The sequence below is a fragment of the Streptomyces lushanensis genome (assembly GCF_001700515.1).
Classification (GTDB): domain Bacteria; phylum Actinomycetota; class Actinomycetes; order Streptomycetales; family Streptomycetaceae; genus Streptomyces; species Streptomyces lushanensis.
The window spans coordinates 1-12220 of sequence record NZ_MAUD01000154.1 but is presented as its reverse complement, the minus strand read 5'-3'; the positions used below and the strand labels follow the sequence as shown (position 1 = coordinate 12220).

At 70.3% G+C, this 12220-nt stretch carries 8 protein-coding genes; 5 read left to right on the top strand and 3 right to left on the bottom strand.

Features of this window, described 5'->3' with window-relative positions; all coding sequences use genetic code 11:
• The coding region (locus BFF77_RS14385) for a type I polyketide synthase (protein WP_141698442.1) at positions 1-3500 on the bottom strand (3500 nt) is incomplete at its 3' end.
• Positions 3501-3701: 201 nt separating this feature from the next.
• Entirely contained in the window at positions 3702-4733 is a 1032-nt protein-coding gene (locus BFF77_RS14380; protein WP_066948833.1) for a GDP-mannose 4,6-dehydratase, read from the bottom strand.
• A 274-nt stretch (positions 4734-5007) separates the two neighbouring features.
• On the opposite strand from BFF77_RS14380, the gene BFF77_RS14375 reads away from it, so the two are divergent.
• From BFF77_RS14375 to BFF77_RS14355, 5 genes are all read left to right on the top strand, one after another.
• On the top strand, positions 5008-6828 hold the full coding sequence (locus BFF77_RS14375) for an ABC transporter ATP-binding protein (RefSeq protein ID WP_066948830.1): 1821 nt from the start codon (positions 5008-5010) through the stop codon (positions 6826-6828).
• Positions 6806-8644 carry an ABC transporter ATP-binding protein gene (locus tag BFF77_RS14370; RefSeq protein WP_066948828.1) on the top strand — a complete coding sequence of 613 codons (1839 nt, stop codon included), beginning with the start codon at positions 6806-6808 and terminating at the stop codon, positions 8642-8644. Before BFF77_RS14375 ends, BFF77_RS14370 begins: the two co-directional genes overlap by 23 nt.
• A gap of 161 nt (positions 8645-8805) precedes the next feature.
• A complete protein-coding gene (locus tag BFF77_RS14365; protein ID WP_066948825.1) occupies positions 8806-9654 on the top strand; it encodes a metallophosphoesterase family protein in 849 nt (282 codons plus the stop codon).
• Positions 9651-10370: a 4'-phosphopantetheinyl transferase family protein gene (locus BFF77_RS14360; RefSeq protein ID WP_066948823.1), complete on the top strand. Its 720-nt coding sequence runs from the start codon at positions 9651-9653 to the stop codon at positions 10368-10370. Before BFF77_RS14365 ends, BFF77_RS14360 begins: the two co-directional genes overlap by 4 nt.
• Before the next feature lie 50 nt (positions 10371-10420).
• Positions 10421-11221: an SGNH/GDSL hydrolase family protein gene (locus BFF77_RS14355; protein ID WP_066948821.1), complete on the top strand. Its 801-nt coding sequence runs from the start codon at positions 10421-10423 to the stop codon at positions 11219-11221.
• A 152-nt stretch (positions 11222-11373) separates the two neighbouring features.
• On the opposite strand, the gene BFF77_RS14350 is transcribed toward BFF77_RS14355, so the two are convergent.
• A partial coding sequence (locus tag BFF77_RS14350; RefSeq protein ID WP_141698441.1) for an ABC transporter ATP-binding protein occupies positions 11374-12220 on the bottom strand: 847 nt, incomplete at its 5' end.

Below are 12220 nucleotides of genomic sequence, written 5' to 3'. Positions count from 1 at the left end.
GCGCCGGTCGCGTGCAGCGAGACGCCCTCCCAGGAGAAGGGCAGCGCGCCCCGGCTCTCCGTACCGAGTTCTATGAAGGAGGACGCGTGCAGTGCCGCGTCGAGCAGCGCCGGATGCAGCCCGAACGCGTCCGTGTCGTCCGTACCGGCCCGCGTAGCGCCCTCGGGCAGTGCGACCTCGGCGTACACCTCGCCCTCGCGCCGCCAGACCGAGCGCAGCCCCCGGAAGAGCGGACCGTACGCGAAGCCGTCCTCGGCGAGGCGCTCGTACAGCCCGTCGGTGGCGACGGGTTCGGCTCCGGCGGGAGGCCATACGGACGCGTCGAAGCCGGCGTGCCCGGGCGCCCGCTCCCCCTCCCCGCCGATCGCGAGCACACCGGTGGCGTGCGCGGTCCACGGCGTCTCGTCGGCGCCCTCGGGGCGTGAGTACACATGGACGGTACGGCGGCCCGAGTCGTCGGGCGCGCCGACCCAGAGCTGGACCTGGACGCCGCCTCGCTCCGGCAGGACCAGCGGCGCGGCCAGGGTCAGTTCCTCGACGCGGTCGCAGCCGACCTCGTCACCGGCGCGCACGGCGAGTTCGAGGAAGGCGGTGCCGGGGAGCAGGGTGGTGCCGCGCACGGTGTGGTCGGCGAGCCACGGGTGGGTCAGCAGCGAGAGCCGGCCGGTGAGCAGGGCGCCCTCGGAGCCGGCGAGGGAGACGGCGGCCGCGAGCAGCGGGTGGTGGGCTGCGCCGAGACCGGCGGCCCGCGGATCGGCGTTCCGGCCCTGGCTTCCCCTGGGCCAGTACCTGCGCCGCTGGAAGGCATAGGTGGGCAGGTCGGCACGGCGGGCTCCGGTACCGGCGAAGTACGCGTCCCAGCGGACGGTGACGCCTCGTACGTGCAGCCCGGCCAGGGCGGCGGTGAGGGTACGGACCTCGGACCCGCCCGGACGCAGGACGGGCAGCGCGGCACGGTCCCGCGCGCCTTCCGTGCCGTCCGCCTGGTCGAGGCACTGCTCGGTCATCGCGGAGAGCACTCCGCCGGGGCCGAGTTCGAGGAAGGTGGTCACTCCGTGACCGGCCAGCCAGCGGACGCCGTCCGCGTAGCGCACGGCGCGGCGCACATGGTCCACCCAGTAGTCGGCGGAGGTGACCTGCGCGACCGTCGCGGGCTCGCCGGTGACGTTGGAGACGAACGGCGTCAGCGGCGCCCGGAGCGTCAGCCCTTCGACCACGGCGCGGAACTCGTCGAGCATCGGCTCCATGAGCGGCGAGTGGAAGGCGTGCGAGACCCGCAGCCGCCTGGTCCTGCGGCCCTCCGCGCCGAGCCGGGCCGCGATCCGGGTGACGGCCTCCTCCTCGCCGGAGAGCACCAGCGCCGAGGGGCCGTTGACCGCCGCGACCGACACGGTGTCCTCGTGCCCGGCCGACAGCGCGGCGATCTCGTCCTCGGTGGCCTCCACGGCGATCATGGCGCCACCGGCGGGCAGCGCCTGCATCAGCCGCCCGCGGACCGCGACGAGCGTGGCGGCGTCGGCGAGCGAGAGCACCCCGGCCACATGGGCGGCGGTGATCTCACCGATGGAGTGGCCGGTCAGATGGTCGGGCTTGATGCCCCAGGACTCGACCAGGCGGTACAGCGCGGTCCCGACGGCGAAGAGCGCGGGCTGCGCGTACTCCGTACGGTCCAGCGCCTCGGCGTCCTCGCCCCAGAGCACCTCCCGCAGCGGGCGCTCCAGCAGGGGGTCGAGCGCGTCGAGCGCCTCGTCCAGGGCATGGGCGAAGACCGGGAACCGCGCGTGGAGTTCACGGCCCATGCCGAGGCGCTGCGAGCCCTGGCCGGTGAAGAGGAAGGCCACTCTGCCCTCGCTCCCGGCGGTGCCCCGGACGAGATCGGCCGAGGCGCCGTCCTCGGCGAGGGCGGTCAGTCCGGCGAGCGCGGCGGCGCGGTCGGCGGCGAGGACCGCCGCGCGGTGCTCGAAGCCGGCCCGGGTGGTGGCCAGGGAGTGGGCGGTGTCCAGGACGGTCGTGGCGGGAGCGGTCTCCAGGGCGGAGAGCAGCGCGGCGGCCTGGGCCCGCAGCGCCTCGCCGGTCCGACCGGAGACCAGCAGGGGTACGGTGCCGGGCGCGTACGCGGCGTCCGCCTCCTCGGGTGCGCCGGGGAGGGGAGGCGCCTGCTCGACGATGGTGTGCGCGTTGGTGCCGCTGATGCCGAAGGAGGAGACGGCGGCCCGCCTGGGCTGTCCGGTCTCGGGCCACGCGGTGTTCTCGGTGAGGACACGGACCGCGCCGCGCTCCCAGTCGACGTGCGAGGAGGGCTCGTCGGCGAGGAGGGTGCGCGGCAGCACTCCGTGGCGCATCGCCATGACCATCTTGATCACACCGGCGACACCGGCGGCGGCCTGGGTGTGGCTGATGTTCGACTTGACCGAGCCGAGCAGCAGCGGCCGGTTCCTGTCACGGCCCTGGCCGTAGGTGGCCAGCAGCGCCTGTGCCTCGACGGGGTCGCCGAGGGTGGTGCCGGTGCCATGGGCCTCCACGGCGTCGATCTGGTCGGCCGAGAGACGGGAGTTGATCAGGGCCTGCCGGATGACCTCCTGCTGGGACGGGCCGTTGGGCGCGGTCAGTCCGTTGGAGGCACCGTCCTGGTTGACCGCGCTGCCCCGGACGACGGCCAGGACCTCATGACCGGCCCGCCGCGCGTCCGAGAGCCGCTCCAGCACCAGCACACCCACGCCCTCGGCCCAGCCGGTGCCGTCGGCCGTGTCGCCGAAGGAGCGGCAGCGCCCGTCGGCGGAAAGCCCGCCCTGACGGCCCATCTCGATGAAGGTGCCGGGGCTCGACATGACCGTCACACCGCCGGCGAGGGCGAGGGAGCACTCTCCCGAGCGCAGCGCCTGGGTGGCGAGATGGACGGCCACCAGGGACGACGAGCAGGCGGTGTCGACGGTGACGGCGGGGCCGACCGTGCCGAAGGTGTAGGAGATACGGCCGGAGAGCACACTGCCGGTGTTGCCGGTGAGCTGGAACCCCTCGGCGCCGTCGGCGGGCCCGACCCGGTAGTCCTGGGCCATCGCTCCCATGAAGACACCGGTCTGGCTGCCCTTGACCGAGGACGGGTCGATACCGGCGCGTTCGAAGGCCTCCCAGGCCGATTCGAGCACGATCCGCTGCTGCGGGTCCATGGCCACGGCCTCGCGCGGCGAGATACCGAAGAAGTCCGCGTCGAAGTCGGGCGCGTCGTGGAGGAATCCGCCGGAGGAGGTCGCGGAGGAGTCCAGCGCCTCGGTGTCCCAGCCACGGTCGGCGGGAAACGCCGAAATACCGTTCCCACCGGCCTCGACCATGCGCCACAGATCCTCCGGGCTGCTGACGCCACCGGGATAGCGGCAGGTCATACCGATGATGGCGATCGGCTCCTGGGCGGCCGTCTCCAGTTCGTCGACCCGCTGCCGCGTCCTTCGGAGATCGGCGGTCGCAAGCTTGAGGTAGTCCCGGAGCTTCTGTTCGTTGTCCATCTCAACTCAACCCATCTCGACAGCCAGCGGCCGAACATGAATCACGCCGGACATCTCGCGCTCGTCGTGCACCGCGGTATGCCGCACACTGCGGTGAAGAGGAAAGCCACATGGCTTCGCGGCCGATTCGGGGATGCCATGTGGCGAGTGTCGTCGGAAGCGCGACGGGAAATCCCTAGTTTCCCGCGGCCCGACGGTGCGCTACCAGTTGGAGGCGAGCAGGAGGTCCCCGTATTCGTGTTCGCGGGAGACCTGATGGAGATCGGCGTCCACCATCATCTTCATCAGCTCGGGAAAGTCGACGGTGGGTTTCCAGCCCAGTTTGGCGCGGGCGTGGTCACTGTCCGCGCAGAGCACCTCGACCTCGGCGGGACGCACCAGTTCTGGATCGATGACGACATAGTCCTGCCAGTTCAGATCCACATGCTCGAAGGCGGTCCGCACCGCGTCCCTGACCGAGTGCATGGCGCCGCTGCCCACCACGTAGTCGTCCGGATCGTCCGGCTGGAGCATCAGGTGCATGGCGCGCACATAGTCGCCGGCGAAGCCCCAGTCGCGTACCGCGTCGAGGTTGCCGAGGTGCAGTTTGTCCTGGAGCCCGAGTTTGATCCGGGCGACCGCCAGGGAGATCTTCCTGGTCACGAACTCCGAACCGCGGCGCGGGGACTCGTGGTTGAAGAGCATTCCGGAGACCGCGTACATCCCGAAGGACTCGCGGTAGTTACGGGTGATGAAGTGCCCGTACGCCTTGGCGACGCCGTACGGGCTGCGCGGATGGAAGAGTGTCGTCTCGCGCTGCGGGGTCTCGGCGGCCTTGCCGAACATCTCCGAGGACGACGCCTGGTAGAAGCGGATCTGGCCGCCGCCGGCCGCGCGGGAGCCGTTGAGTCCGCTCACCATGCGGATCGCTTCGAGGACCCGCAGCACACCCATTCCATTGACCTCGGTGACCAGCTCCGCCTGCTGCCACGACATCGGCACGAACGAGATCGCGCCGAGGTTGTAGACCTCGTCGGGCTGCACGGTGTCGACGGCGGAGACCAGGCTTCCCTGGTCCATGAGATCGCCGTCGACAAACGACAGTTCGGATACGAGCCTGCTGACGCGGGACTTGCGCGGATTGGCCTGCCCGCGAATCAGACCCCAGACCTGATACCCCTGGGACAGCAGATGCTCGGCCAGATAGGAACCGTCCTGCCCGGTAATTCCAGTGATCAGCGCACGCTTGGACATACCTTCCCCTTCTCGACCACCGAGAGACCGCCCAAACGCAGAGCCAGGTCGACGACCTCGCATCGAATACGCTTCTGTCCGGACGATAGACACCGGCACGCTCGCAAGCCGCCGGCCCCGGTGTCAAGAAATCCCCGGCTTACTAGGGAATTCCCGGGTACGGGCACCGCCGGGAAGAGCGGTCCGGGAGAACACTAGGGATTTTCGGGCCGGTGATGCGGTGCACTGTGTGCGTCGGCGTCCGGGCCGGCTCTGTCAACCGGAGTGTCTTTCCGTGCTGTTCGGACTTCTGCGCACTCATGTACGTCCCTATCGATGGCCGGCGGCCCTGCTCGTCCTTCTGCAACTGGTCCAGATTCTCGGCACGCTGCTGCTGCCGACGCTCGGCGCGGCGCTGATCGACAACGGAGTGGTCGCCGGTGACAGCGGCTACATCACCCGGGTCGGCGCGGTCATGGTGGCCGTGGCGCTCGTCCAGATCGTGGCGGCCGTCGGCGCGGTGTCGCTCGGCGCCCGGACCGCGATGGCGATGGGCCGCGATCTCCGCTCGGCGGTCTTCCGCCGGGTGCTGGACTTCTCCGCCCGTGAGGTGGGCCGGTTCGGTACGCCGTCGCTGCTGACGCGGACGGTCAACGACGTCCAGCAGGTGCAGACGCTGGCCCTGTCGGGCTTCGGCATCGTGGTCTCGGCGCCCCTGATGTGTCTGGGCAGTGTCGTCCTGGCGCTCCAGCAGGACCTTCCGCTGGCGCTGATCCTGGTGGTGCTGGTCGTGGTCGTCGGTGTCGCGTTCGGATTTCTTCTGGTCCGCATGGGGACGTTCTACGAGCGGATGCAGACGTATCTCGACCGGTTGACGCGGCTGCTGCGGGAGCAGATCACCGGCGTGCGGGTGGTGCGCTCCTTCGTCAGGGACGCCCACGAGCGCGCCCGGTTCACCCGGACGAATACCGAACTCTTCGACGTGTCACGCCGGGTGGGCCGGCTGATCGCGTCGATGCTGCCCGTGGTGCTGCTGCTGATGAACGGTTTCATGGTGGCGATTTTGTGGGCGGGCGCGTACCGCGTCGACGGCGGGGCGATGCGGATCGGCGCGCTGAGCGCGTTCCTGAGCTATCTGTCACTGATCCTGATGTCGGTCGTGATGATCGCGTTCGTGTTTCTGTCGGTGCCGCGCGCGAAGGTGTCCGCCGCGCGTATCCAGGAGATCGTGACCACCGCGACAAGCGTCGTCCCGCCGGCCGAGCCGGTCCGGACGGCGGCGGACGCCCCGGGCGGACGTTCGGGTGAGCCGGGCGGACGGTCGGAGGAGGCGGGCGGACGGTCGGAGGAGGCGGGCCGACTCGACATCCGGGGCGCGGAGTTCCGCTATCCGGGCGCCGAGAAGCCGATACTGCACGGGATCGATCTGACGGCGGCCCCCGGCGAGAGCGTGGCGATCCTCGGCAGCACCGGCAGCGGCAAGACGACCCTGCTGAATCTGGTGCTGCGGCTGATGGACGTCACCGGCGGTTCGGTACGGGTCAACGGCGTCGACGTGCGGGAGCTGGACCCCGAGGCGCTGAGCCGCGCCGTCGGCTTCGTACCGCAGCGGCCGTATCTGTTCTCCGGGACGGTCGCGACCAATCTGCGGTTCGGGAAGCCGGACGCCACCGACGAGGAGCTCTGGCGGGCCCTGCGCACCGCCCAGGCCGCCGGTTTCGTCGAGACCATGCCCGACGGGCTCGGCACCGCGATCGCCCAGGGCGGCACCAATGTCTCGGGCGGCCAGCGCCAGCGGCTGGCCATCGCGCGCACGCTGCTGCGCCGGCCCGACATCTATCTGTTCGACGACTGCTTCTCGGCGCTCGACTACGCCACGGACGCCGCGCTGCGCACCGCGCTCGCGCCCGAGATCGCGGGAGCGACGGTGCTCACGGTCGCCCAGCGGGTGGCCACGGTCCGCTCCGCCGACCGGATCGTGGTGCTGGACGAAGGCCGGATCGCCGCCACCGGCACCCATGACTCGCTGCTGCGCGACAGCACGACCTATCGCGAGATAGCCCTCTCCCAGCTCACCGAGGAGGAGGCCGTCCATGGTCTCGCCGGACAGCCCTGACCTGGCGGAAACCCCCGGCCCCGGCCGCAGGCTCCTCGCACTGCTCCGGCCGCACCGCTCCCCGGTGGCTCTGGCGCTCGTCCTCGGGATCGCCGGGATCGGCTGCAACGCGTTCGGCCCGCTCCTGCTCGGCCGGGCCACGGATCTGATCGTCGACGGTGTGCTGACGGACGGACGGGGGGCGGACGCGGGAGCGGGTGCGGGGGCCGGCACGGGAGCGGCTGCGCCCGGAGTCGATTTCGGCCGGGTCGGCGAGGTGCTGCTGCTGCTGCTCGTCCTCCATGTCGCCGCCTCTCTCTTCATGCTCGTCCAGGGCCGGCTGGTCTCGGCCGTCGTCCAGAAGGTGGTCTTCGAGCTGCGCGAGCGGGCGGAGGACAAGCTCGGACGGCTGCCACTGCGCTATTTCGACCGCCATCCGGCGGGTGAGGTGCTGAGCCGTACGACCAACGATGTCGACAACCTCCAGCAGACGCTCCAGCAGACCCTCGCCGAACTGATCACCTCGGTGATCTCGATCGTGACCATGCTGATCCTGATGCTGGTGATCTCGCCGTCGCTGGCGCTGGTCATGCTGGCGAGCGTGCCGGTGTCGGCCGTCCTGGCGGCCTGGATCAGCAGGCGGGCCCAGCCCCGGTTCACCGACCAGTGGGCCGCCACGGGCGCGATGAACGCCCATGTCGAGGAGATGTACACGGGCCACTCCCTGGTGAAGGGGTTCGGCCGGCGGGAGCAGGCCGAGCGGCACTTCGACGCGCGGAACGAGGCGCTGTTCCGGGCGGGCGCGAGGGCCCAGTTCGTCTCGGGCACCATGGAGCCGTCGATGATGTTCCTCGCCAACCTCGGCTATGTGGCCGTGGCGGTGGCCGGTGCGTGGCAGGTCGTACGCGGGACGCTGACGCTCGGGGACGTCCAGGCCTTCATCCTCTACTCCCGCCAGTTCAGCCAGCCGATCGTCCAGGTCGCGAGCGTGGCCGGGCGGCTCCAGTCCGGGATCGCCTCCGCCGCGCGGGTCTTCACCCTGCTCGACGAGCGGGAGCAGGCTCCCGATCCGGACCCCCCGGCCCGGCCGGGCGAGGTCCTGGGCCGGGTGCGGTTCGACCGGGTGTCGTTCCGCTACGCGCCCGAGACACCGCTGATCGAAGATCTGTCGCTCACCGTGGAGCCGGGCAGCACGGTCGCGATCGTCGGCCCGACGGGCGCGGGAAAGACCACGCTCGGCAATCTCCTGATGCGGTTCTACGAGGTCGACGGGGGCCGCATCCTGCTGGACGGGACGGACATCGCCTCGATGAGCCGCGACGATCTGCGGGCGCGGTTCGGTCTGGTCCTCCAGGACACCTGGCTCTTCGGCGGCACGATCGCCGAGAACATCGCGTACGGGCAGGAGGGCGCGAGCCATGAGGAGATCGTGGCCGCCGCGCGCGCGACCTGCGCCGACCGGTTCATCCGTACCCTGCCCGACGGCTACGACACGGTGCTGGACGACGAGTCGTCGGGCGTCAGCGCCGGGGAGAAACAGCTCATCACCGTGGCACGGGCGTTTCTGGCCAGGCCCGCCGTCCTGGTCCTGGACGAGGCGACGAGCTCGGTCGACACCCGTACCGAAATCCTCATCCAGCGCGCGATGAACACCCTGCGCGCGGGCAGGACCAGCTTCGTGATCGCGCACCGGCTCTCCACCATTCGTGACGCCGACATGATCGTCGTTATGGAATCGGGGCGGATCGTCGAGCGCGGCACCCATGACGAGCTGATCCGGGAGCGGGGCGCCTACGCCCGGCTGCACGCCGCCCGTGCCGCACCGCTGACGGCCTAGGCCCTGTCCGGGAGCCTGGTGGAGCCGACATCTGCCCGCAACACAGGCGCTGAAGCCATGTCATATGTTTCCGCGTAATCTCGCAGGGTGACTGCGCCGGGCCCGGTCCGGCGTTCGAGGCCGACAGAAGCCGACAGCACCCGAGGGAAAGGTCCGGTACTGTGCCCGACGGAAGACTCCTGGCCGTCAGCGATCTGCATGTCGTGTACGACGAGAACCGCGCGCTGGTCGAGAGACTGCGACCGGACTCCGACGAGGACTGGCTGATCGTCGCGGGCGACGTCGCCGAGAAATACGCGGACATCGAGTGGACGCTGCGGCTGCTCAGCGACCGGTTCACCCAGGTGATCTGGGCCCCGGGCAACCATGAGCTGTGGACGCATCCGCAGGATCCGTGCGATCTGCGCGGCGAGAAGCGGTATCTGCGTCTGGTCGAGCTCTGCCGCGAGCTGGGCATCGCCACTCCCGAGGATCCCTATCCGGTGTGGCGCGGCGTCGGCGGCCCGGTGGCGGTGGCCCCGCTCTTCGTGCTCTACGACTACTCGTTCCTGGCGCCCGGCGCCACCACGATGGAGGAGTCGCTGCGCGTGGCGACCGACGCGGGCATCGTCTGCTCCGACGAGTACTTCCTCCACCCGGACCCGTACGACGGCCGGGACGCCTGGTGCAGGGCCCGGGTCGCGGACACCGAGCGCCGGCTCTCCGCCCTCGACCCCTCGCTGCGTACGGTCCTGGTCAATCACTTCCCGCTGGTCCGCGAGCCCACCCGGGTGCTGCGCTACCCGGAGTTCGCACAGTGGTGCGGCACCGAGCTGACCGCCGACTGGCATGTGCGCTTCCGCGCCGCCGCCGTGGTCTACGGGCATCTGCACATCCCCCGGGTCACCTGGTACGACGGGGTCCGCTTCGAGGAGGTCTCGGTCGGTTATCCGCGCGAGTGGAGCAAACGGCCGCCGCGGGAGCCGCTGCGGCAGATCCTCCCGACGCCCGGCGGGCAGGGCGTCCGGTGATCGGCGAGATCCTGCCTCCCTCGGTCATGGCCGAGGCGGCGTACGACGATCCCGCGCCGGGACCGGACGAGGCGCTGTTCCCGCAGGAGAGTGCCCATGTGGCACGGGCCGTGGCCAAGCGCCGGCGGGAGTTCACCACCGTACGGCTGCTGGCCAGGCGCGCGCTGCGCCGGCTGGGGCAGCCGCCCGTACCGCTGCTGCCCAGTCCACGGGGCGCGCCGCAGTGGCCGAAAGGCATCGTGGGCAGCATGACGCACTGCGACGGATATCGCGCGGCGGTGGTGGCCAGGTCGGACGGCGAGCACGCCACGGCCGCGGTCGGCATCGACGCGGAGCCCGACGCGCCGCTGCCCGAGGGTGTGCTGGAGGCCATCGCACTGCCGCACGAGGCCGAGCATCTGACGCTTCTGACGGAGCGTCACCCCGGGGTGAGCTGGGACCGGCTGCTTTTCAGCGCCAAGGAGAGCGTTTTCAAGGTGTGGTATCCACTCACCGGACGTGAACTCGATTTCTCCGAGGCGGAAATAGTCATCAATCCGGTCGAAGGGACCTTCCAGGCAAGGCTCTTGGTACCGGGCCCGGTTGTCGAAAACCGTCATTACGATGAATTCCCGGGCCGTTGGACAGCCGGCCGGGGACTGGTGGCCACCGCCATCCATCTCCCCTATAAGACGTCATCATTTTTTCATGGACACGACAACACTATGACGTTCTGAACCGCTATCCATGGTGGGGTCCATGCCCCCACCATTGGAGAAGCATTTCCGTGCGCTCATTAAAGGTACTTTTCACCGTCCTGCTGGCATTCGTCGCGGCGGCCACGATATCGACCTCGGCCCAGGCCGCCGCGGGCAAGTATGTGGCCCTGGGCGACTCGTACGCCGTGGCCCCCGGCACCCGCTCGTACGACGACCCCAATGACGCGTGCCGTCGCGGCCCGCTGACCTATCCCCGGCTGTGGGCGGCCAAGCACCCGTCGGTCGCCTTCGTGGAGGCGTCGTGCTCCGGCGCCACCACGACCGATGTGATCAATTCGCAGATCCCTCAGCTGACGGCGGACACCACGCTGGTGACGGTCCAGGTCGGCGGCAACGACGTCGGTTTCGTCGATGTACTGGCGAACTGCATCCTCACCATCGACGACCGGGACTGTGTCAACGGCGTCGAGTTGGCGAAGCAGGCCGCGCAGGCGTACCTGTCCCCCGCGCTGGCGCAGACCTACGCCGCGGTGCGCGCCAAGGCGCCCAACGCGAGAGTCATCGTCGTCGGTTATCCGCGGCTCTACACCATCCGGGGCAACTGCGGAATATTCGGGCTGAGCGACACCGAGCGCTCGGCCATGAACTCGGCGGCCGACACCCTGGCCTCCGTCATGTCGGCCCGTGCGGCCGAGGCCGGTTTCGAATTCCTGGACGCCCGGCCGATATTCGATCCGCACACTCTCTGCTCAGGTGGTACCGCCTGGGTGACCAGCCTGGAATGGGACAAGATCAACGAGTCCTACCACCCGAATGTGGCGGGTCACCGCGACGGTTATCTGGCCAGGCTCAACGCCCTGACCGGCTGACCGGCTGACCGGACGGCGAATCCGGGTGAGGGCGTTCCGCCACTTCGGCGGAACGCCCTCATTCGTGTCCGTCCCTCTGCCCGTTCCCGGGATTCGGCCCGGCGCCATTCAGCCCGGCACGACGCGGCCGGCCGGATTCGGCGCGGCACGATTCAGCTCGCTGCCTCGGCCGGCGCGCCGATTCCGCCCGTTCCGCCGCTCCGGCCGTCCGGCTCGTCGACGAGCATCTGGGAGGAGGCGAGTTCGCGGTAGAGGACATCGGCCTCCACCAGCTCCCGATGGGTGCCGGCCGCGCGCACCAGGCCGTGTTCGAGCACCACGATCTGGTCCGCGTCGGTGACCGTGGAGAGCCGGTGCGCGATCAGGATCACGGTGCAGCGCCGGGCCGCCTGGTCCACCGCCTCCCGCAGCGCCCGTTCATTGCTCGCGTCGAGCTGCGCGGTGGCCTCGTCCAGCAGCAGGACCTCGGGCCGGCGCAGCAGCGCCCGCGCGATGGCCAGCCGCTGCCGCTCCCCGCCCGAGAGGGTGACACCGCGATTGCCGACCGAGGTGCGCAGCCCGTCGGGCAGGCGCTCGATCAGGGTGTCGAGCCTGGTCAGCCGGAGCACCTCGGCGATGTCCTCGTCCGAGGCGCCGGTGGCCGCGTACCGGAGATTGTCCTCGATCGTGCCCGCCATGACGGGCGACTCCTGCTCCACATAGGCGATCCGCCGGCGCACCTCGGCCCTGGGCAGGGTGGCGATGTCCGCACCGTCGATGAGGATCCGGCCCGAGGCCGGTTCATGGAAGCGTTGCAGCAGCGCGAACATCGTGGTCTTGCCCGCGCCGGAGAGGCCGACCAGCGCGGTCCGGGTGCCGCCCGGCACGGTGTACGAGATCCCTCGCAGCGCGGGTCCCCGGCCCGGATACGAGAACCGTACGTCCTGGAACTCCACCGTCGGCGCGCCGGACGGACGTGGATCCGGCACCCCGCCGTCGGCACCGAACCCGGTGCCGACG

Excerpts from the sequence above, each read along its gene's own strand:
- BFF77_RS14380 (WP_066948833.1), bottom strand. The coding sequence starts at position 4,733 with ATGTCCAAGCGTGCGCTGATCACTGGAATTACCGGGCAGGACGGTTCC.
- BFF77_RS14370 (WP_066948828.1), top strand. The coding sequence starts at position 6,806 with ATGGTCTCGCCGGACAGCCCTGACCTGGCGGAAACCCCCGGCCCCGGC.